Below are 22,737 nucleotides of genomic sequence, written 5' to 3'. Positions count from 1 at the left end.
TTATTTTTTATAAAAGATATGTTACAATTTAGCATGAGGTGGCACAATTCTATGAATATTTTCCTTTGTGGTTCAAATCAATTAACAGCATTAGATCAAGAAGAAATTAAAAAATTTTTAACTGACTATGCTCACAAACATAAAATTTACATATTATGTTATAAATCTATTGAAAATGAGGTTCTTCGTTTTTTCGTTGAGAATGAAAGACTCGCTCAAAATTTATGCCTTTACACGCTGCAACCATTGCAAGCAATTACAGATGAATTCCAAGAAGTCGTTGATTACTTAAAAAAACACGGAGCCGAATATGTTGCTTTTGATCATCCTTCTGACTCCATTTACCGATCAGATTATATGTTTTTTGTTAAACAAATTATTGAAGACACTGATTTAGTTCTCTGTTTTTATAATGGGGACAAACATACATCTGTCATCCCTGTCGATGTTGCAAAAGAAGCAGGTATTGATGCTGTCATTTATGATTTACCAGGATTACATGAAAAGCAAATGAAAAAAAGCTTTGAACAAAAAATTCGTATGATGTAAAGGGGGAGGCACAATATCATTATTGTGCCCATTGTAAATATGATAATTGAACAAGATTATGATCATTTTATCGCGAGTTTTAAACAACAATTCAATATGGACATCGCTTCATATAAACAAGATAGAATGCGCCGTAGAATCGATGCTTTCATTTCGAGAAAAGGCTTCGAAAACTACACTAATTTTTTAAACAAATTACGCGCTGATCAAAATTTATTTTTAAATTTTATTGACTATATTACAATTAACGTTTCAGAGTTTTTTAGAAATAAAGAACGATGGCAAACTTTAGAGTCGAAAGCACTACCAAAATTACTCGAACAAAATAGCGGAAAATTAAAGGTATGGAGTGCCGCTTGCGCTGCTGGTGAAGAACCGTATACACTCTCTTTAATTTTATCGAAGCATCTTGCTCCATTTCGTTTTGAAATTCAAGCAACAGATCTTGATTTTCATATTTTAGAAATCGCAAAACGTGGTCAATATACAGAACGTTCGTTAAAGGAATTACCTAATGATTTGAAAGAACGTCATTTCACAAAAGAGAATGATCTATATTCATTGCATCAAAACATTAAACAAAACGTCTCGTTTAAACAACATGACCTTTTAATGCAGTCATTCGATACAAATTATGATTTGATTATTTGTCGCAATGTAATGATATATTTCACAGAAGAAGCAAGAGTAAAACTTTACGAAAAATTTAGTCGTTCTTTACGAAAAGGCGGTGTACTATTTGTTGGTAGTACGGAACAAATTTTAACACCCGAGCGTTACAATCTTCAGCGATTTGATACATTCTTCTACGAAAAAATATAAAAGAGGTCGTCACAATGGAGTGACGACCTTTTTACATAACTCGAATTAAAATAATACCGACAATCCATACAAAGAGAAAAAGAAGCGTCATAGACCATTTATGTTCTTGCATCGTTTGTTTCAATGCCTGTGATAATTGTGTCATGTTCATTTCCGCAAGCGCTCTCCATACACTTACATCCCGATCTTTAGCAATGCGGTCTGTAACACTAATTAAAATTGTTTCGTTAGACAATTTCGTTATATAAGCAGTAATAACCGTTACCATCAAATTTATATTTCCTTCTGAAGAATCACTTTCCACTCTAGAGATAAGTGCACTCACATCTAGTAACGGAATATGTACTTTTCTACCAAATGATAGTTGTACTTCAGCGAAATCATATGTTCCATCTAACAAAGGAAGTTCTTTTATATGCGCCTGCTTAACAAGCCCTTGTAGGCTTCTAATTACTTGTTCAAATATTTTTTCTGTTTGCTTTCCTTCTCCAGATAACGTGTGTAACTTTTTAAAAAGTTGTAACACTGTATCCATCTCTTTAGAAAGCATTTCCTTCATAATCTTTCCATCACTTAAACTTGCAAGTAAAATACCTATTTCATTATTTTTCGAAATAATTTTAGACTGTCCAGTAAACACTAAATTGCTACGCTTTCGTTCTTTCTGGATTTCATGCTCCGAAATAGCTGCAGGCTGTTTTAATGGTTGTAACGCCTTATCTTCAATTGTCGTACGTTTAATCTCCATTTAAGCGCCTCCACTACTATGAAATAATTAGCCCCATTCTTTATTACTCTTTAAAACTAAAAACAGTACGAATAAACCTGACATGATAGTAAACACATCAGAAGCTTGCACTCCCTGTTCACCTTTTTCTTCTTTCTTGTCTTTCGGTTCTTCTTTTTGTTCTTTCTTTTTAGAGGCAACTTGTTTGTTATTTTTCTCTTTTTGGTCCTTCGCCTTATGTACTTCCTTGTTGTCTTCGAACGGCTCTTTTATAACGTAAGTAAATTCCTCTTTCTCTTCCAACGGTTCTTTTATAAACTTATTTACTTTCTCATCTCGCTTCGGAATTTGAACAACTGGCAAATTTTCTTCTGGAACCGGGTTTTTGACTTTGGAATCTTCTTGCTTCTTATTTTCTTTCTTCTCTTCTAATTCATTTTCTAGTTTATTATCTAATTTATCTTCTTTCTCTTCTATCTTTTTATCATCTTCATTTTTTGGCACCAAAACAGAAATGGTATATTCACTTTCCTCAACAAGTTTATTACTTGCTGCATCTATTATCTCTACAAGTAATTCGTATGGCCCAGCCGGCAATGCTTCTGTTATTTCAAATACTTTTTGCCAATCCATATCATGCTTGTTGTAGTCTAATAAAAACGAAAGCTCTTTATTTTCTTTCCCTTTTAATGTAACGCGCACTTCTTTTACAACCGATTCTATATCTGATGCTTTTACTCGTATATGTATAGAATCTCCCTGTTTTCGTTCAACTAAGTTCTCTTTTACTTCATCAATAGTAACTTTCTGTAACTTTGGCAATTCTTTATCTATAGTTGGCGTTTCATTTTTAATACGAATGAGCGGGACTTTCACTTCATTTTTTATGAGCTCTTCTTTCTCATTCTCTTTGTAACTTTGAACGAGCTGAAGATTCCAATCACCTTGCAAATCAAAATCCCCTGCTTTATAGTTAGCAACCCAGCTCTTCGTTTCTTCATCATACTCAAAAGATAACATTCTTTCTTGCGCATATTGCTCCCCATTTTTTTGTAACTGCAATATACCTTTCATACTTTGAATGTTTTTCCCATTTGGTTCTACAGCAATTCGCACCTCTTCGCCAACTTTAAGCTCCGGCTTATTTACTGTAATAATTCCCTGTTCTGTTTCTATCTTTCTTTCACTCAATTGTTTATTTACTACTTCTTGTTGTTCTGCTTCTTTTTGTTTCTCTTCATCTTGCTTCGTTTCCACTTGCTCTGACGATTCTTGAGATTCCTTATTTTCTTCTTGTACATTCACTTCATTTATTTTTTGATCTGACTCAATTTGTTCCTCAGCCTGACTTTGCAAGGGGAAGAACAAGCATACATGTATGCTTAGCCAACTCATTAGAAAAAACTTTACGTTTTTCATCTACTAGTTCAAACTCCTATTTCAATGCCTTATAGTGATTTCGTCACTTTTACTCCGAAAAATCCATCTACATTTACAAGTTCACCATACGCCACTAATACATCATTTACATAAATACGAATTGGTTCATCAATATCCTCATCTAGCACAACTGCTTCATTTTCTTGTAAACTTAATATATCTTGAATCGTTTTCACTGTACTTCCAAATACAAATTTCACATTCATTTCTACATTTTGTAGAATGGACGTGTCCATATATACTGGTTCCATTTGTTTTACTTCTTTAAATTCAATAGGTTGCACAACTGGTTCTACAATTTTTTCTTCTTCAATTTCTTCTGTGGCAATCTCTTCTTCTTCCACCATTGGATACAGAAGTCGCCTTACCATTTCTTTCGCTTCAGAAATTGGCAAAATTTGATACATTTTCGATTGAAGCAGATCACCAATTTCAAGATTGAACGTAATTTGAACGAGTTCGTCCACTTCCATTGACTCTCCCAAATACTCCATTTCTTCTTTTAACGTTACAAATTTAACATTTGGCGGCGTCATGTCCATTTTTTCTTGGAACATTTCTGACATCGCCGTAGCAGCATGACCCATCATTTGGTTCATAATTTCTTTAAGACCGCTCAGTTCTAATTCAGTAAGCTCTTTTTCCGGATCAACTTCCCCTGTTCCCATCATCATTAAATCTACCATTGTTAAGGCGACATCTTTCGTAAATACGAATACATTCTCATTCTTTAGCCCTTCAACAAAGTCGACATTTAAAATAACAAATGGCACTGGTACTCCATCATAATGACGAACATTGATTGCTTCCACATTTGGTGTACTAATTGTAACTGGCTGATTTAAAAGCGTTGACAATACTGTTGAAGCGGAACCAATTGAAATATTTGCAATTTCACCAAGTACATCTTTCTCTTCTTGTGTTAAATGCTCTTTTTCAACTTGTTCTTCTACAATCTCAGTTTCCACTACTTCTGCTGGTTCGACTGTTTCTTCTACTTCACCAGATAATTGCATTAATTTATTTACCATTTGTTTCGCATGATCAACTGAAACAATTTGTACAAGTTTAGAGTTTACAAGATTATCTATCTTTAAATCAAACGACACTTTAACAATCGTATGATTCCCATCGATTTCAGAAATTTTCTCCATTTCTTCTGATAACTTTACAACTTTAATCGTCGGCGGAGACATATCTACTGTATCTTGGAAGAATTCCGACATAGATGTAGCTGCGAATCCCATCATTTGATTCATCGCTTCTTGTACAGCACTTAGCTCTAATTCGCCAAGTTCTTTTCCGTCCTCCACTTCACCTGTTCCCATCATCATTAAATCAGCAATGGATAATGCAACATCTTGCTTAAGGACAAGAAGGTTTTCCATATCCAATCCTTTTGTAAAATGAATGTTTAATACAACATGTGGAACTTCGACATCTCTTGAATCATATAAATCTACCAACTCTATGCGAGGAGCAGTAATGCTTACTTGCCTATTTAAAATTGTTGATAATACAGTCGAAGCTGAACCAAATGATATATTTGCAATTTCGCCAAGAATATCGCATTCTTGAGGCGTTAAATGCTCATTTTCTTTTTCTAGCACAATCGTGCTCGTATCCCCTTTTGTGTGTTGCTCAGGCATTTTCCCTGCCTCCTCATTTCTGTTTTTCTATCAAATAATATAAACTCTTATTTTATTTTAGCAAACTCATTAGTATAAAACGTTACTATGTATCCCATTATTAGATTCGTAGCAATTAGCCAAAAAGCTCCCCAATTGTATACAAGTGGGGAGCTTTCCTTCATTCCTATTATAAACCTTCTGGGTTTAAAATGAGGACCACTCGTCCATCACCGAGAATCGTCGCACCAGAGAAATAGTTAGAACTCTCTGCAAAGAAGTCACCTAATGACTTTAAGACTATTTCTCTTTGACCGATAATTGTGTTTACAATAAGTCCATAGCTGCGATGTGTGTTACGAACAATTAACACAGGAACCATTTGACCATCATATGACGCAAACGCCTCATCTACTGTTTTTTCACCAAATACAGTACTTAAATGTTTCACTTCAATAATTTGATTACGATAATTTAACACATCTTTCCCTTGTAAGGATTGGATGTCTTCTCTCTTAATTCGAATTGCTTCAACGATATTTCCAAGAGGTAAAGCATAACGCTTATCATTCGTTTGAACAAGCATAGATTGAATAATAGACAACGTTAATGGAAGTTCAATTCTAAATGTACTTCCCTTTCCTTCCTCAGAATCAATAATTAAATGTCCACCTAAACTATGAATCGTATGTTTTACAACATCTAATCCGACACCGCGTCCAGAAAGATCTGATACAACTTCAGCTGTACTAAATCCTGGTTGGAAAATAAGATCAAACACTTCACGATCTGTTAATCTATTCGCATCTGCTTCAGTTACAACGCCATTTTTAATCGCTTTTTCTAATACTTTCCCTTTATTAATACCGTTTCCATCATCCGTAATTTGAATAACGACATGATTTCCACTATGAAAGGCTTCTAATTTAATCGTACCTGTCTCATTTTTACCTGCATCACGTCGTTTTTCAACAGTTTCAACACCGTGATCGATTGCATTTCGAATTAAATGAACGAGCGGATCACCGATTTCATCAATAACAATTTTATCTACTTCAGTATCTTCACCTGTAATTTGTAAATCGATTTTTTTCCCTAAATCTTTCGCTAACATACGTACCATACGCGGGAAACGATTGAACACAGTTTCAATCGGCACCATACGCATATTTAATAGTACATTTTGAATATCTTTTGAAATATCGCCTAATCGATTTAAATGTTCAATTAGCTCCTTGTTTTGAATCGTTTGAGCCAATTCATCAATGCGCCCACGTTCAATTACACTTTCTTCAAACATATTCATTAATCTTTCGATTTTCTCTAATTGAACACGAATTGAACGATTCTCCACTTTAGCATTTTTCGTTTTTGTAGTACTTTTAGCTGGCATAGCACTTGAAGGTTGATTCGTTGCCTCTATTGGTGATTCTACCTGCGTAGCCACAGCTGGTTGTAGCTTTTCTTCTACTTGCACAACTTCTTGTGTAACGACTTTTTTAGAAGCTACTTCCTTCGATATAGGTTCTCCTTGCTTTACTTCCACTTTCTCAATTTCAGAAACATGAAGTACTACTTGTTTCAATTCTTCTATACTACAATCCGTATCCATAAATACTGTAAATTCAAATCCGAAAGCATCTGCTTCAATTTCTTCAATACTCGGAGCTGTTTTTTGTATATTCCCTACATTTTGCAATGCTTCAATACACATAATGGCACGTACTGCTTTTAAAATCGCTTGCTGTTCAACTGTTATATGCACTTCATGCGAAACTGCATCATCGTTGTCTATATGATTTTGCTCTATATGTTCCGTAGGAGTTTCTACATTGCCGTTCAATAACGCTTCTAATTTCTGTTTAGTTGAGGCTACATCAATATTGCCCATTCCACCTTGTTGCACATCTGCAACCATCTTCTCCAAATTATCAATGCACTCAAAAATCACATCAATAATATCCGCATTTACAACTATATTTCCATGACGAATTTCATCTAACACATTTTCCATCTTATGCGTTAAATCAGCCATCTCCGTAAATTCCATACTCGCAGACATACCTTTGAATGTATGAGCGGAGCGGAATATTTCTCCCACAACATCCATATCAGCAGGATTTTGCTCTAACACTAGCACATTTTCATTTAGCGACTGTAAATGTTCTTCTGACTCTTCGAAAAATATATTTAATAGATCTGTTTGCATTTTTATCCCCTACCTGTCTAACAAACATTTCATTTATGTATAACAATTTAGTGTTTTACAATGAGAAAAAAGGGGGCCACACGTCGATCTGCTATCACTGTTTTGATTCCTTGTGGCACCCCTTCTATATTAACTATTTGCTACTTTTGTTAAAGCTTCAATTACACGATCGGCTTGGAATGGCTTTACAATAAAGTCTTTTGCCCCGCCCTTAATTGCATCTAATACCATACCTTGTTGTCCCATTGCAGAACAAATAACAACCTTTGCACTTGAATCAATTTTAATAATTTCTTTTAATGCTTCAAGCCCGTCCATTTCTGGCATAGTAATATCTAATGTTACAATATCAGGTTGAAGTTCTTTATACTTTTGAATCGCTTCTACCCCATTCTCTGCTTCGCCGATAACTTCAAAGTCAGCATTACTTTTTAATAAGTTTTTAATCATCGTTCGCATAAACATCGCATCGTCTACTACTAAAATTTTATGTGCCATTCTTTTTAATTCTCTCCTTCTATGTATAAATATATCTTAATATTTCACCTTATCATTCTCACTCATTATACAAAATAAAATGATAAAATTTAATATTTTTTTAAAAGAATTTTCGTATTTTTATTATTTTATTATTAAAATAATAATATACTACTCTTTTATATAAATAACAACGCGACGGTTTTTTTCCCAGTTTTGCGGTGAATCATTTGGTACAATTGGCTTTGTGTCTGCATATCCTACCGCAGCTAGCCTTTTATCATCCACATTATACACTTCAATTAAATGGTGAATCATATTTGCCGCTCGTGCTGAAGATAACTCCCAATTAGAAGGGAATTTCTCGTTATGAATAGGTCTACTATCTGTATGTCCCTCTACAACAATTGGGTTAGGTACGGATTGAAAAAATCCAACTAATTGACTTATTATCCCTTTCGCTTCGGGCTTAACGTTTGCATCGCCTGTATCAAATATTAAATTATCTACTATAACGACGCTTACCCCTGTATCCTCCCGATATACATTCACTTGACTAATACCGTTATTATCTACATACGCTTTTAACTTCTTATATAATTCATCCATTCTCTTTTTTGAGATCATTTTTTCATCATTTTTTTCATGTGAAATATCTGGTATTGTATTTTCCATTACTTTTGCATCTACTTGCCCCGTATCACTAAACTTTTCAAGCATCTTTGACAATTTTACTGCATCTTGCTTTGATGTAGCAACTAGTAATACAAAGAAAGTTAATAATAACATCGTTAAATCTGTAAAAGTCGTCATCCAACGAGGCGATCCCTTTTGCGGTCCTTTACTCATCATACCACTCCTTGAAATATTAGGCTGCTCCTTTTACCTTTTTTACCTTTGTTTCGTATACGTATGTATCCAGTTTCAACTTTAATTTAGAAGGGATTTGTCCACGATACAATTCTGAAATTGCTTCTATTACAAACTTCTTCTCTGTATATAAATCTTCAATACCACGATATACTTTTTCCGCAAGAGGGATTGCAATCATATTCGCAAGTACAGACCCATATAATGTCGTTAACATCGCAACTGCCATCCCTGTACCAATTTGCGATGTATCTTGTAAGTTTTGGAGCATAATGATAAGACCAATTAAAGTCCCTATCATGCCCCAAGCTGGAGCAAAATCACCAATTTTATCTAATAATGCTGCTCCTTTTCTTAACTCATACACTTCCGTTTCAATATCTTTCAATAACACTTCTTTTAATTCATCTTCATCGTAACCGCTTAACATTAATCGAATTCCTTTTTGAATAAAAGGATTATCCACTTGCTCTCCATCTACCTCTAAAGAAAGCAAGCCGTGCTTTTTAGACTTTTTCGAAAAATCAACAAACAAATCCGTTAACTGTTCTAAATCTTCTTCTCTTCTATGTAAAACAGTAAAAATGCTTTTCGTATATTTTTTTATTTCTCCAAATCGATATGCCACAACAATTGTCGCTGTTGTTCCCCCTATGACAATTAAAATAGATGAAACATCTAAAAAGTTTTTGAAAGCTTTTATTCCACCGCCGCCAAGCATAATTGCCGCTATCACTATAATGAAACCTACTATAATGCCCACTGGGCTAGAAATATCAAACTTCCTTTTTCTTCTTTGTGGTCTAGCTAATACTTGATTTTTCTCTCCCATATTTCTGCCCTTTCCTTTCCATTTTTATATAACATTTTTTTATTTTAATAATACGTTTTCACATATAACATGTATTATACGCTTATCATCTGTTTATCGCAATATACTCATGAAATTGACACATTTCATTTCTATATTAGAATTATGGTATGAATAAGTGAGGAGGATCACGATGGAACACAACATTTTACAAGTCATTGCATTAGCAGAAAAACTAAAATATGAAATGCGACATAGCTGGCTTTCCAACGGACGTCAAGAAAGTGTTGCCGAACATACATGGCGCATGTCTCTAATGGCCATTTTAGTTGAACCTTATTTGGATCAAAAAGTAAATATTGAGAAATTACTTAAAATGGTTATTATTCACGATCTAGTCGAAGCCGAAGCTGGTGATATCCCTGCATTTGATACAATGAATAGTCATGACTTACAGCTACAAAAACAAAAAAATGAACTAGAAGCTATTTTAAATATTAAACAAACATTAACAGGTTCTCTCGGTGAGGAATTATATGACTTATGGATGGAGTTTGAAGCGAAAGAAACGTACGAAGCAAAAGTTGCTAATGCACTCGATAAACTTGAGGTGAAAATCCAGCATAACGAAGCTGATATTGATACGTGGCTACCAATTGAACATAAAATGACATTCCAAGTAGCAAAGCATACAAACTTTGATTCTTTCCTATCTAAATTACAAAAAATCATTGAACAAGATGGAGAAAAGAAGTTAATTGCTGCCGGCATTGATGTTGAAGCATGCAAGCAATAATGAAATAAGCTGTTGTTTTCCATCCACTAAGATTAAAACTGTAAATTTATTCACTCCAACAACTTCTCCTATTATTCTAACGCCACTCTTTAAGAAAATTGTAACTGTACCTTTTTCTTCTTTTATTTGTTTATACAATTCTTCCTGTAAATGTTCCAATTACTGTCCTCTCCTTTCTGTGAAACATCTTAATATAAAAAACTATAAATTTTTTATTTATGCACTTTGTCTTTTATGTTCATAAACTTATTAATAAGTATATCTAAATCACGACTAAATAACAAAACTTTATCATGATCCAATCCGTGTCTCGCAACAAGTTGAATTAACTCTTTCTTTTTGTTTTCTATTTTATTTTTTAATTGTCCCATCTCCATCTCTATACTAAAACTCCCTTTTCCCATAATATTACTTGTAAAATTATAGTACATATTCTCTCATAAAAAAATAAGAAAATGGTTTTTTTTACAATTTTTTATTTTTTATGCCTAAATTATGAATTACGTAAAGGTTTATTTACAAATCACTAACATGCAATCCTAATGAATCTACAGGCATTTGTCTAATTATAAATGAGACTGGCTCGTTTTCTATACAAAAAACATACTGTATATAGTAGTCCATGAACCATATAGATTAACTTACTAAAAAGGAGGAAAACATATGAGTTATGGTGGAAGTTGCGCTGGTTTCGGCGGTGGATTTGCTTTGCTTATCGTACTATTCATCCTTCTAATCATCATCGGATGTAGCTGTTGGGGTGGCGGCGGATACGGATATTAATATATCCTACCCTTGACAAATGAACGAAAAACTATAAAAAAACAGCTCATATTTGAGCTGTTTTTTTCATACTTTCGTATGAATTTATATCCCTCTTATTTGCGATTTCAACTAACAACATATTGTTTACTATGGAATAAGAAACATTTTTACTAAGGGGGGATTACAATGATTAGAGGTCTTTACGAAGCACATTTACCTGTCCGCAACTTAAAAGTATCAATACCTTTTTATGAATCACTAGGGCTAAAATTATATAAAAGAGGCGATAATATTGCTTTCTTTTGGATTAAAGAAAATGAGAGTTGGCTCGGCCTTTGGGAAGGCACAGAATACAAAGTGAATTATCACCCCTCTTTACGACATATCGCCTTTCAAGTAAGTTTACATAATTTAGAAAATGCGATTCATTGGCTAAATCAAAAAGGAATTTCAGCACGAAAAAACTTTGGAATGGAACCAATTGAACCGATTGTTTTTCCGGAATTAGCACCTGCAGCCGTATACTTTAACGACCCTGATGGAAATAGTTTAGAATTGATTGCACAATTACCTGTTGGACTTCCTACAGCGGAAAAAGTGTATTTAAGTGAGTGGAAAGAACAAATTCAAACATCGTCATTACATAAGGAGTAATCTATTTATGTCAGTTTCTTATTCCACACTTCTTAAAACAAATAAAAACTTCAATAAACTATTTTATGGGCAAACATTAAGTGTACTTGGGGATTGGTTCCATACGGTAGCTTTATTAACATTTGTCTACAGCATAACGGAATCGCCGTTTATGATCGCACTTACTTTTATAAGTAAAGGTTTACCACAGCTTCTTCTTAGTCCATTCATAGGCTTAATTGTAGATCGTTTCTCTAAAAAGAATATTATGATTTTCACCGATATTACACGGGGAATTCTAGTTCTTACATACTTACTCGCAGGCTATAAAATTGAGATTATTTTCATTGCCAATATATGTTTATCCGTACTTTCTTGTGTATTTGAGCCGGCTAAACAAGCAGCCTTAAAAAATATCGTACACCAAAACCATTTCGTAACTGCTAACTCTCTTTCTAGTACAATTACTGGTTTTATGTCTATTATAGGTGCTTCTTTGGGCGGGATACTTACACAATCTTTACATATTGAGTTCGCTTTTTTAGTAAATAGCCTATCATACTTTATTTCAGCCTATTTTATTTATAACATGAGTATTCCTGCTCATGATACTTGTAACAAGAACAAAGCATTTTTCACTGATATAAAAGGTGGTTATACATACATATTACAAACAAAAATCATTTTAACATTAATTCTTGTCGGCATTTCATGGGGCATTATTGGAGGCGCTTATCAACTACTTCTAACGATCTATGCCGAAAAAATTTTCCATACGAACATTGGGATTTTATATACGGTTCAAGGGGCTGGGCTTATGATAGGAAGCCTTCTCGTTAATCTTTATATATCCCATAATAAAGAAAAAATGAAAAAAGTATTCGGTTGGGCCTACTTATTACAAGGAATTTTCTTTCTCGGATTCATTCTATCCGATCAACTTATTATCGGTATCATTACTTTATTCTGTATGCGTATAGCAGGAGGAATCATCGTTCCACTTGATACGACATTACTTCAAACTTACACACACGAAAATATGATAGGTAAAGTTTTTTCATTCCATTATTCTATTTACGGATCTCTTATTCAGTTATCGATGTTTTTTACAGGAGGGCTGTTAGAAATTCTTTCTCCTCAAATGATTGGCAGTTTATTAGCTACATGCTGTATTTTTGTAAGTTTTATATGGCTGTTCTTGTTTTATCGCGGGGATCTCAGTGAATAAATTAATGATAATCAATACATTTTGATCCCATTCATTATTTGTTTCCCCATAATAAAATTGTTTCAAAATGTAAGTCGGATTTTTTAGTTAAAGAGCCTTATATGGCAATACTATTTGAGAAAAAACTAGATATTTATGTTAAAATACAAATGAGTTTGTGAAATATTGCACTTAAATAATAGACTTTAACTAGTTAAACTTGATTAAATAGGAGGGCTGTTTTGGGTATAACATTCATTTTCGTATGTATTATATTAGTGGCTTCTATTCTGCAAGCAAGTACAGGTTTTGGCTTTTCCATAATGGCAACCCCTTTCTTACTTATGTTATTTCTACCACAAGAAGCTATACAAATAAACATTATTTTATCTTTAATTATTTCCATTTCACTCATTTGGAAAATAAGAATGGACGTTGATTTTGTTCTACTGAAAAGGTTTATTTTTGGAAGTATAGTTGGTGTTCCTTTTGGCATTTTAATTTTCATTTCCGTTAACATAAACACTTTTAAATTAGCAGTTAGCATCCTACTCTTACTATTAACATTATTGCTAATATGCAACGTTAAGGTTAGATCAACACAATCTAGAGATTTCATAGTTGGTGGATTATCTGGTCTTTTAACGACAAGTATCGGTATGCCCGGTCCACCCCTGTTACTTTATTTTACAGGAACTGATACTGAAAAAGAGAAGTTAAGAGCAACTACATTAGCTTTTTATTTGTTTATATATTTCATTAGCCTAGTAACTCAAATACTCTTTACTGGCACAAACAAAACCATTTGGGAATCAAGTTTTTATGCCATTCCAATTGTATTTTTAGGTTTGTTTATAGGTCAAATTATTTTTAAATGGCTTAATCAACGGATTTTTAAAATATTTACGTACATTCTTTTAAGTTGTACAGGGGGTTATCTTCTTATTGAAAGTTTGAACTTGTTATAGAAGATGCTTTAGATTGTGCCATAACAGATATGTTCAAACAAAATTATTGCTGTATTTTCCGGCAGGGTATTCCATATCAAAACTTAAATAACTTTATTGACAGTTTACAATTAGCAATAATCTTTCTTTCATAAGATAAACATTTCAAATCAAATACTAAATAAAACGATAAAAAGCGGCTATTATGCCGCTTTTACTTACTATTGGCATTTCATTCTCATTTTCTATCACTTTTGTAAAAAATTATTAATTTTTATTTCTATGTATATGATAAAAAGCAAAATACCTAAGTTCAGAAAGAATAAACAACTTTCTGGCCTTAGGTATTTCTCCTTCCCAAAAAGACAAACCTACATCACAGGTTTGCCTCTTTACTCACTTCTTATTTAATCCTTTTTCACTTAAGAACTCTTTCATATGCATTCTTTTTTCTTTAGACATAAACGAACTCATTGATTCCGTCCATGTTACGTTTTTCTTGTTTGATGATCTTTCTTTATAATACGCGTTCATCGTTTCATCATATTCGTTTAGTAATTCATCATATTTTTGTTCATCATATCCATTTTCATGAAGAACTGCTGCTACCGGTAAACGTGGTTTCACTCCATGATCTTCATCTGGTACGCCGACTGTCATTCCGAATACAGGATATACTTTATCAGGTAAATGAAGCAGTTCACTCACTTCTCTCGGATTATTACGAATACCACCAATATAACAAATACCGTATCCTAACGATTCTGCTGCTAGCGCTAAGTTTTGCGCAAAAAGTGAAGCATCTACTGTCGCAACGATAAAATCTTCTACTCCTTCATGCTTTATCTCGGTACCATGTTTTTCACATGCCATTTCAAGTCGTTTTAAATCTGCACAACAAACAAAAAATGCTGCACAGTCTTTCACGTGACGATTTCCGGATAGCTCTGCTAGTTTAATCTTTAGGTCTTGATCTGTTACATATATAACAGAATAAGCCTGTACAAAATGCGAGGACGCAGCATGCTGCGCAGCTTGCACCATTCTTTCTACTACATCTTTCGGAATAGGTTCTTCTTTATATTTACGAACTGAAACGTGTTGCTCCATTTTATGTATCATCTCATTCATGAAAATCACTCCTTTTTCTCTTCCTAATGAAAAATTAACATATCTTTTTCAATATTCACAACTTATAAGCACAAAAAGAGCAATTCTTTTTGAATTGCTCTTTTTAAAACGTTTATTAATACGGTAAATGAAATTATACCGACAGATTTACATCATATTATTTCTTATCTTATTACGCCGTTTTCAAAACTTTAATACCTTTTACGATATTCCAAATGAAGTAGTAAATTCCTACAAGAATGAACACTGCATATGTGATCATCATTCCAATTCCAGCACCGTCAGATTGATTGAATCCTAAACCGAATATTCCTGATATCGCTAATCCTCCGAATAAAATTGCGTACGGGAAAATATGTGACCAAAATGCTTTTTTCGCGTGGTATTTCACTTCATCTTCCGCAACGAAGTACACGATAATTGGTAGTAAAAATGGTGCAAAAAAGATACTAAAGTAACATAGTGAAGATAGTATATTATTTCCTTTCATCCGACTCACCTCTAAATAGTTTTTGTTATCTTCATTATGTCAGGAATCCATTCTAGAAACTATCGCTTTACCTTTCACGAACGTGACATATTTGTAAGATTTTCCTCAAACTAAATCCCGCCTGAAGTTTCAGCCGGGATCACTTTCACTATATTCGATTCATAAACCAGTACTGTGTGATTGCTAAATATTCTCGTACATTCGATGGAATGATGATTGGTTTCGGTGTTTTTGCCGGAAGACCTTCTAATTGTAAACCTTGTTTTGCCGCTATTTTTTTCGCTCTAAACATGTGAAAATCGTTTGTTACAATCATACCTTTTTTCATATCGGCTGGAATTAACGGTTTTGAGAATGTAATATTCTCATCTGTACTCGTAGATTTGTCCTCCATTATAATGCGGTCTTCTGCGATATTTTGTTTTATTAGTCCTTGTTTCATTGCTAATGCTTCTGAAATGTCTTCGCCTTTTCCTTGTCCTCCAGATACGATAGCGATTGTTTTCTCATGTGATTTTAAATATTCAGCTGCTTTATCAATACGATATTGCAATGAATAAGATGGTTTCGTCCCATTTACTTTCGATCCTAGTACAATTATGTAATCAGCATCGTAGGTTGCATTCATATGCCCATGCTTATAAATGTGATATTGTAAAAACCCCGCATACACGGCGCAAATCATTATAACAACTAAAATGCCCTTCATTATTTTCTTCTTTCTCATATTCATATACTCCTATTTTCTTTTACTTCCTTCATGATAATATCCGTTTATTTGTTTGTATACAGACAGATTCCAATAAACCCTAATTTATCCTCTGAAAGGTAATATTTATATTACTTTCGGGAATAGTAAGTACAACTTTACACGAAGGAGTGTCTCTATTGCTTCTCTTTTTATGTAACGTGTCGTTCTTTTTTATCTTATTTTTACTATCGCTTAAGTTACTCGGTAAATCCGCGTTAGCACAACTAACTCCTCATGATTTTGGGGCTATAATCTTTTTATCTTATTTAGCTTTCCAGGCCATACCCGTCTCTGGTGCTTTACAAGCATTTCTCGGTATGGTTGTTATCACATGTTTACATTTACTTCTTACAAAATTAAGCCTATTCAACAAACTAAATCGTTTTATTCTTGGACACCCTATCATTTTAATTAAACATGGTGATATTATTTTTGAGAACTTACAAAAAAGTAGATACCCCATTGCAGAACTACTTTCTAATCTTCGCGTTGCAGGATATCCAAGTGTTCATGAAATTGAATACGCTATTTTAGAAGCGAACGGCGCTATTAGTATTTTACCAAAAAGAGAACTTGTACCATTAACTCCAAAAGATTTAAACATAGAAGTTAAGTATGCTGGATTACCAATTGCACTTATCGTCGATTCACAAATTCAATATGATAACTTAAAGTTAATACATAAAGATGAAAAATGGTTATATAAAGAATTAAAGGAAAAAGGAATTACAAATATTAAAAACGTTGCCTTTGCTTCTGTTCAAGAAACGGATGGATCTTTTGCGATTAGTTTAAAGGAATAAAAAAATCCCCTTAATTGCTTAAGGGGATTTTCTTCATCATATCGCTTCTTTCTCTCCTGCCATATTTAATGGAACAGGATGTTTCATACGATTCATCGTAAATACGATAATCGCTGTCATTACTTCTGCAACTGGCATAACGAGCCAAATTCCGTTTATCCCAAATAATTTCGGCATAATCCATAACAATGGAATAATAAATAGTAATCCTCGGCTCATTATAATAAGTACTGATTTCTTCGTTTGTCGCACTGATTGGAAATACTCTCCATACACAATGTTATAACCTAAAAATACGTATTGGATAAAGAATAAGCTAATACCTGTTAAGGTTAACTCCAATAATTCTGGAGATTGAACATCAAATAAACCAATGATATATTTCCCGAAGAATAATCCGACAATTATCGCAATGCCTCCGAGGACAACTGCAATTTTCACAGCAAACTTCAATCCTTCACGAAGTCTCTCTGATAAATTTGCCCCATAATGGAAACTAGCAATTGGCTGTAATGCTGCTCCAACACCAAAGAATAATAGTAATGTCATTGCATGAATACTATTCACCATCGCATAGGAAGCTACTCCTACTTCTCCTGCATATTGGACGAATGCGATATTAAAACCAATCGTTACGATTGCAACCGTACTTTCTGCTGTAAAACTTGGGAAACCAATCACCATAATTTGTTTGACAGTATCCCATTCAAAATGGAATTTCGTCCACTTTAAAATACTACTTTTTCTAAAGAAATGAGTTAATAATACAAGGAAACCAATCGCTGCCGAAAGAATAGTCGCTGAAGCAGCACCTGTTACGCCCCATCCAAAGATAAAAATAAAGATATAGTCAAACACTATATTTAATACAGCTGTTACAACAAGACCAGCCATTGCTAAATTAGGATTTCCATCATTCCGTATGAATGTACTTAAAATATTTTCTAAAACGTATATCATTCCAAATGTTAATAATACGTGTAAATAGTCTAACGCATATGGTAGAATCACTTCATTTGCACCAAATAAGTATGCTAAATCTTCTATTCTCCATAAGCAAATCGCTGCTAAAATCCCTACGATAACAACTGCTACCGTCATGGATTGAGTAAAAATAGACCTTGCTCTTTCTCGTTTATTTTCGCCTAATGCAATGGAGTATAACGTTGCCCCGCCCATTCCGATCCATAATGAAATAGAGAAGAAAATCGAAAATGCTGGAATAGCCACGTTCACTCCTGCTAAACCGTTCGCCCCAACTCCTCTACTAATCATGACCGCGTCAATTACAATATTCACTGGCATTAATACCATTCCAAGAACGGCTGGTATTAAATAAGAAATAAATAAGCTTTTTATCGGTTTTTCTCTTAATTTTTCTGTTGCTTCCATACTCTAATATGCTCCTTTTTTCAACTCTCTTTTCTTAGTTTAAACCTTCAAGTAACTTGAAGGTCAAGAGAGAATTAAAAAAACAGGTAACTGACTTATACTAATGAATGTAAATTTGTAATCCATTCAAAGGTGTTCATCTTATTTTTTTACTACAGGAATTTGAATTTCTGTTACTTGCTCCTCTGGATTTTCTGTTACAGACCAATCAATCAATCCAATCTCAATCGAATCTCCATGTACTTCGTAACCTGCTTTATCAATGTATGTAAGTAACTCCTTGTACGTTGCATCTGTTTCTTCATACGGTCCATGATGATAAGAGCAAGCATATAAACCTTCTTTAATTTCATCTGAAGTATGCACTTCATACGGCATATAATCCAAAAGAATAAATACACTGCTATATGCTTGAAACTCATTTTGCATTAATCCTTTTTTCGCAACAGTTACACCAATATCTCCAGAAAATAAACTATCATCCATTTGCCTCATATTTTTTTGTAACGAATGAATGTAGTACTCAAACATATCATCCGTCGTATTTGGAGCAACCGCAATTGCTGTAATTTTTCGCTGCGGAATCTCTTTAATTACCATTTGTTCAGCTTTTGCTTTTGTTGCTTTCTTAATTAAATGAATTCTATGCTCCATTTTCGCCAAAGCATACTCAATTTCTCTTTGTTTCTTCAGCATCATCTCTTGTTGTTTTTCCAGTAAATTGAGTGCGTATGCTGGATTTCTTTCATCAATATATTTCTTAATTTCCTTTAACGGAATATTTAACTGGCGTAAAAATTTAATCGTATCTAACAGTGAAAATTGATCGATTGTATAATAACGATAATTCGTTTGAGGATCCACAATGGACGGATGAAAAATTCCTTTTTCATCATAATACCTTAATGTAGATTCTGCGATATTATGCATTTTCGCCATTTCTCCAATTGTAAAACGTTTATTTAATAACATCTTTTATTTCCTTCCATTTCTATTTATTTCATTATATGTTCATTTTCTCTTCAAAACAAAAAAGAATTCCCATACGAGAATTCTTTTTTACTATTAAACCTCTATTATTATAGGAAGAATCATCGGCTTTCGTTTTGTATTTGTATATATATACTTCCCTAATGCTTCTCTTACCTCCCTTTTCAAAATACCCCAGCTATTCACATTCTCTTTCTTTAAATTATTAATCGTAATAACAGCTAATTTATTTAATTCTCTTAGAAATTCTTCTGAATCACGGACATAGACAAATCCACGAGAAATAATATCTGGACCTGAAATTATTTCTCCATCCACTTTATTAAAAGTAATAACTATAACGAGCATTCCATCTTCTGAAAGTTGTTTACGATCACGTAATAATGCATTTCCAACATCTCCAATTCCTAATCCATCTACATATATATTTCCTGCCTGTATTCTTCTAGATTGAATTGCCACTTCATTACTTATATCTACAACATCTCCATTACGTACAATAAAGATATTTTCCTTTTCAATACCAATTGATTCTGCTAACAAACTATGGTGGTGTAGCATTCTAAACTCTCCATGAATTGGAATAAAATATTTTGGCTTCATTAATGTAAGCATTAACTTCAACTCTTCTTGATATGCATGACCGGATACATGCACTCCAGTAGAACTACCTGATCCGTAAATCACCTTTGCTCCTAATGCAAATAAATTATCGATAATTCGAGAAACGTTACGTTCATTTCCTGGGATAGGGGTCGCGGCTATAATAACCGTATCTTCTGGTAAAATATCCACTTGTCTATAGTTTCCACTAGCTAAACGCGCTAAAGCTGCCATTGGTTCTCCTTGACTTCCTGTACAAAGTATTGCAACCTGCTTTGGATCTAAACGATTTACCTCATTTGCTTCAATCAACATACCTTCTGGAATATGTAAATAACCTTTCTCTAGAGCAACCTCTACTACATTTACCATACTTCTCCCTAGCAAAGCTAGTTTTCGATTTGTTTTTATACATGCTTCAACTATTTGCTGAACACGATTCACATTAGAAGCAAACGTAGAAATAATTACTTTTCTATTTGCTTTCATAAATATTTCCTCTATCCGTTCTCCTACTGACCTTTCTGATGGAGTAAAACCTGGACGTTCTGCATTTGTGCTTTCAGATAATAAAGCTAGTACACCTTCACTTCCTATTTTAGCCATTTTATGAATATCAGGATGTTGATTATTTACTGGTGTTAAATCAAATTTAAAATCACCTGTATGTACTACAGTACCTTCTGGTGTATGAAAAACAATACCGAGACAATCCGGAATACTGTGGTTCGTTTTAAAAAAAGTTGCCTTAATAGAACCACAATCAATTTCTGATTCTGAATGAATAACGATTAATTCCGTATCATTTTGAAGATTGTGTTCCTTTAATTTAATTTCAATTAAACCTAACGTTAACTTTGTTGCATAGATTGGTACATTTAGTTGTTTTAAAAAATATGGTATTCCGCCAATATGGTCCTCATGCCCGTGCGTTACTATTAAACCGCGAATTTTTTCTTTATTTTCTTGCAAATATGTGACGTCTGGAATTATTAAATCAATCCCTAATAAACTTTCATCTGGAAATTTAGATCCACAATCAATGACGACAATATCATTTTCATATTGGATAGCATACATATTTTTTCCTATTTCATTTACTCCACCTAAAGCAACAATAGACAAGTTATTTTTTAATGCCTTCAAATTATAAATCCTCCCTTTCACAGTTATAGTTCGTGAAATAGTATGTAGAATTTATTATTTGTAATGGAAAAGGACTTCATACTATTTTATACATATAAAATTCACACACTACTCTTACACTTATATCCCAATAAGACAGCTTCTTCCTCAAAAAGCTCCCATTTTTTCATTGATTTTTTATAAAATCTATTATATATTAATTACAGGTTCAAATTACAAGTTCAAAAGAACTTGTAATCAGACCCTTTTGTTTAATGGGTTTTACATATTTTCATTAGGCAAATTCCGAGAAATCGTATGATAAAATTAAAAATGACGAGGAGAGGATCAGATGGAATTCGAATTTTTCTTTCAAATTGCACTTATTTTATTAAGTACAAAGCTTGCTGGTGATCTTAGTGTTAGATTAGGTCAACCTTCTGTACTAGGTAAATTAATTGTCGGTATCGTTATCGGTCCAGCTGTATTAGGTTGGATTGAAAATTCAGAGCTTCTAACTCAATTAAGTAATGTCGGGGTTATTATTTTAATGTTTATGGCTGGACTTGAAACAGACTTAGAAGAATTAAACGCCAATCGTAATTCTTCTTTAGCAGTTGCACTCGGAGGTATCATTCTTCCATTCGTAGGTGGTTACGTTTCCGGCCTTGTTATGGGAATGGAACAAGGAAACGCTGTATTCTTAGGATTACTTCTATGTGCGACAAGTGTTAGTATTTCCGTTCAAACACTTCGCGATTTAGGAAAGATGAAAACACGTGAAAGTACAACTATGCTGGGCGCAGCTGTATTTGATGACATTCTTGTCGTTATTTTATTAGCATTTGCAATGAGCTTCTTAGGTACTGATGATGTTAACTTAACAATGGTTATCTTGAAGAAAGTAGTATTCTTCGCTTCTATTATTTTAATCGGATGGAAAGGTGTTCCTGCGATTATGCGCTGGTTATCACCACTGCGCGTATCTGAGTCTATCGTGAGCGCGGCTCTTATCATCTGTTTCTCATTCGCATATTTCGGCGAATTATTAGGAATTGCTGGTATTATCGGTGCTTTCGCTGCTGGTATTGCAATTTCTCAAACAAACTACAAACATGAAGTAGAAAAGAAAGTAGAACCAATTGCTTACGCTATGTTCGTTCCCGTATTCTTCGTTAGTATCGGTATGAATATTACATTTGACGGTATCGGCAATCAAATTTGGTTCATCTTAGCATTAACTGTTATCGCTGTATTAACGAAATTAATCGGCTGTGGATTCGGTGCACGAATGACTGGATTTGACGCTAAGTCTTCTGCAATTATCGGTGCTGGAATGGTTTCTCGTGGTGAAGTTGCACTTATCATCGCAGGAACAGGACTTTCTTCAGGTCTATTGGCACAAGATTACTTTACAGCAATCGTTATTGTCGTTATTTTAACTACAATGATTACACCACCAATGTTAAAATACACTTTTGGTGCAAAAGATAAAGCAATGAAAGCAAGTAAATAAATTTACTATAATAAAAGGAGATTGCTATTTTATAAGATAGCAATCTCCTTTTTGT

General features: G+C 33.5%; 24 protein-coding genes. 9 read left to right on the top strand and 15 right to left on the bottom strand.

What is annotated here, in order from left to right:
- Positions 1–51 precede the first annotated feature (51 nt).
- Both MHH55_RS02515 and MHH55_RS02510 read left to right on the top strand, forming a co-directional pair.
- Positions 52–549 (top strand): flagellar motor switch protein FliG, encoded by a 498-nt coding sequence (locus MHH55_RS02515; RefSeq protein ID WP_001020110.1) that lies wholly within the window; start codon positions 52–54, stop codon positions 547–549.
- Positions 550–588: 39 nt separating this feature from the next.
- Complete coding sequence (locus MHH55_RS02510) at positions 589–1,371, top strand: CheR family methyltransferase (protein WP_017657446.1); 783 nt, start codon at positions 589–591, stop codon at positions 1,369–1,371.
- A gap of 31 nt (positions 1,372–1,402) precedes the next feature.
- On the opposite strand, the gene MHH55_RS02505 is transcribed toward MHH55_RS02510, so the two are convergent.
- The 7 genes from MHH55_RS02505 to MHH55_RS02475 form a co-directional block, all read right to left on the bottom strand.
- Positions 1,403–2,119 (bottom strand): hypothetical protein, encoded by a 717-nt coding sequence (locus MHH55_RS02505; RefSeq protein ID WP_000403951.1) that lies wholly within the window; start codon positions 2,117–2,119, stop codon positions 1,403–1,405.
- A 27-nt stretch (positions 2,120–2,146) separates the two neighbouring features.
- Positions 2,147–3,517 carry a transglycosylase gene (locus MHH55_RS02500; RefSeq protein ID WP_048538190.1) on the bottom strand — a complete coding sequence of 457 codons (1,371 nt, stop codon included), beginning with the start codon at positions 3,515–3,517 and terminating at the stop codon, positions 2,147–2,149.
- 29 nt (positions 3,518–3,546) lie between these two features.
- The gene (locus tag MHH55_RS02495) at positions 3,547–5,187 is read right to left on the bottom strand and encodes a flagellar motor switch protein (RefSeq protein ID WP_078186160.1); all 1,641 of its coding nucleotides are present in this window, start codon (positions 5,185–5,187) and stop codon (positions 3,547–3,549) included.
- Between the two features lie 169 nt (positions 5,188–5,356).
- The gene (locus tag MHH55_RS02490) at positions 5,357–7,375 is read right to left on the bottom strand and encodes a chemotaxis protein CheA (RefSeq protein WP_001192608.1); all 2,019 of its coding nucleotides are present in this window, start codon (positions 7,373–7,375) and stop codon (positions 5,357–5,359) included.
- Positions 7,376–7,504: 129 nt separating this feature from the next.
- Positions 7,505–7,873: a response regulator gene (locus MHH55_RS02485; RefSeq protein WP_000940565.1), complete on the bottom strand. Its 369-nt coding sequence runs from the start codon at positions 7,871–7,873 to the stop codon at positions 7,505–7,507.
- 150 nt (positions 7,874–8,023) lie between these two features.
- Positions 8,024–8,701, bottom strand: a complete 678-nt coding sequence (locus MHH55_RS02480) for an OmpA family protein (RefSeq protein WP_000033627.1) — start codon at positions 8,699–8,701, stop codon at positions 8,024–8,026.
- 19 nt (positions 8,702–8,720) lie between these two features.
- Entirely contained in the window at positions 8,721–9,554 is an 834-nt protein-coding gene (locus MHH55_RS02475) for a flagellar motor protein MotP (protein WP_000504191.1), read from the bottom strand.
- 172 nt (positions 9,555–9,726) lie between these two features.
- Here MHH55_RS02475 and MHH55_RS02470 point away from each other — a divergent pair, with 172 nt between their 5' ends.
- Complete coding sequence (locus tag MHH55_RS02470) at positions 9,727–10,329, top strand: HD domain-containing protein (RefSeq protein WP_000400752.1); 603 nt, start codon at positions 9,727–9,729, stop codon at positions 10,327–10,329.
- On the opposite strand, the gene MHH55_RS02465 is transcribed toward MHH55_RS02470, so the two are convergent.
- Both MHH55_RS02465 and MHH55_RS02460 read right to left on the bottom strand, forming a co-directional pair.
- The gene (locus MHH55_RS02465; RefSeq protein WP_078186161.1) at positions 10,288–10,488 is read right to left on the bottom strand and encodes an RNA chaperone Hfq; all 201 of its coding nucleotides are present in this window, start codon (positions 10,486–10,488) and stop codon (positions 10,288–10,290) included. The two genes, MHH55_RS02470 and MHH55_RS02465, sit on opposite strands and share 42 nt — an antisense overlap.
- Positions 10,489–10,541: 53 nt before the next feature.
- Positions 10,542–10,760 (bottom strand): aspartyl-phosphate phosphatase Spo0E family protein, encoded by a 219-nt coding sequence (locus tag MHH55_RS02460; RefSeq protein WP_000291688.1) that lies wholly within the window; start codon positions 10,758–10,760, stop codon positions 10,542–10,544.
- Positions 10,761–10,992: 232 nt separating this feature from the next.
- Between MHH55_RS02460 and MHH55_RS02455 the strand changes: the two genes are divergently transcribed.
- The 4 genes from MHH55_RS02455 (at position 10,993) to MHH55_RS02440 (ending at position 13,902) form a co-directional block, all read left to right on the top strand.
- Positions 10,993–11,112 carry a YjcZ family sporulation protein gene (locus MHH55_RS02455; protein WP_000120179.1) on the top strand — a complete coding sequence of 40 codons (120 nt, stop codon included), beginning with the start codon at positions 10,993–10,995 and terminating at the stop codon, positions 11,110–11,112.
- A 168-nt stretch (positions 11,113–11,280) separates the two neighbouring features.
- Positions 11,281–11,748: a VOC family protein gene (locus MHH55_RS02450; RefSeq protein ID WP_000617955.1), complete on the top strand. Its 468-nt coding sequence runs from the start codon at positions 11,281–11,283 to the stop codon at positions 11,746–11,748.
- Between the two features lie 7 nt (positions 11,749–11,755).
- Complete coding sequence (locus MHH55_RS02445) at positions 11,756–12,955, top strand: MFS transporter (protein ID WP_000117055.1); 1,200 nt, start codon at positions 11,756–11,758, stop codon at positions 12,953–12,955.
- Positions 12,956–13,176: 221 nt separating this feature from the next.
- Complete coding sequence (locus MHH55_RS02440; protein ID WP_046392533.1) at positions 13,177–13,902, top strand: sulfite exporter TauE/SafE family protein; 726 nt, start codon at positions 13,177–13,179, stop codon at positions 13,900–13,902.
- Between the two features lie 375 nt (positions 13,903–14,277).
- On the opposite strand, the gene nfsA is transcribed toward MHH55_RS02440, so the two are convergent.
- The 3 genes from nfsA to MHH55_RS02425 form a co-directional block, all read right to left on the bottom strand.
- Positions 14,278–15,012: an oxygen-insensitive NADPH nitroreductase gene (gene nfsA, locus MHH55_RS02435; protein ID WP_001004524.1), complete on the bottom strand. Its 735-nt coding sequence runs from the start codon at positions 15,010–15,012 to the stop codon at positions 14,278–14,280.
- A gap of 172 nt (positions 15,013–15,184) precedes the next feature.
- Complete coding sequence (locus MHH55_RS02430; protein ID WP_000678038.1) at positions 15,185–15,502, bottom strand: DUF4870 domain-containing protein; 318 nt, start codon at positions 15,500–15,502, stop codon at positions 15,185–15,187.
- Positions 15,503–15,650: 148 nt separating this feature from the next.
- Entirely contained in the window at positions 15,651–16,229 is a 579-nt protein-coding gene (locus tag MHH55_RS02425; protein ID WP_001227676.1) for a YdcF family protein, read from the bottom strand.
- Between the two features lie 161 nt (positions 16,230–16,390).
- Between MHH55_RS02425 and MHH55_RS02420 the strand changes: the two genes are divergently transcribed.
- The gene (locus MHH55_RS02420; protein WP_000923924.1) at positions 16,391–17,056 is read left to right on the top strand and encodes a DUF421 domain-containing protein; all 666 of its coding nucleotides are present in this window, start codon (positions 16,391–16,393) and stop codon (positions 17,054–17,056) included.
- Between the two features lie 36 nt (positions 17,057–17,092).
- Here MHH55_RS02420 and MHH55_RS02415 read toward each other — a convergent pair whose 3' ends face one another.
- The 3 genes from MHH55_RS02415 to MHH55_RS02405 all read right to left on the bottom strand — a co-directional run bounded on the left by MHH55_RS02415 (position 17,093) and on the right by MHH55_RS02405 (position 21,187).
- Positions 17,093–18,448 (bottom strand): MATE family efflux transporter, encoded by a 1,356-nt coding sequence (locus tag MHH55_RS02415; RefSeq protein ID WP_078186162.1) that lies wholly within the window; start codon positions 18,446–18,448, stop codon positions 17,093–17,095.
- Between the two features lie 141 nt (positions 18,449–18,589).
- Positions 18,590–19,420: a MerR family transcriptional regulator gene (locus MHH55_RS02410; protein WP_000925934.1), complete on the bottom strand. Its 831-nt coding sequence runs from the start codon at positions 19,418–19,420 to the stop codon at positions 18,590–18,592.
- 93 nt (positions 19,421–19,513) lie between these two features.
- Positions 19,514–21,187 carry a ribonuclease J gene (locus tag MHH55_RS02405; protein WP_000645618.1) on the bottom strand — a complete coding sequence of 558 codons (1,674 nt, stop codon included), beginning with the start codon at positions 21,185–21,187 and terminating at the stop codon, positions 19,514–19,516.
- 331 nt (positions 21,188–21,518) lie between these two features.
- Between MHH55_RS02405 and MHH55_RS02400 the strand changes: the two genes are divergently transcribed.
- Positions 21,519–22,682, top strand: a complete 1,164-nt coding sequence (locus MHH55_RS02400) for a cation:proton antiporter (RefSeq protein WP_078186163.1) — start codon at positions 21,519–21,521, stop codon at positions 22,680–22,682.
- Positions 22,683–22,737 lie beyond the last annotated feature (55 nt).

It is taken from the genome of Bacillus sp. FSL K6-2944 (genome assembly GCF_038005385.1).
GTDB classification, from domain to species: Bacteria; Bacillota; Bacilli; order Bacillales; family Bacillaceae_G; genus Bacillus_A; species Bacillus_A cereus.
This window is presented reverse-complemented; position numbering and strand designations above follow the sequence as displayed.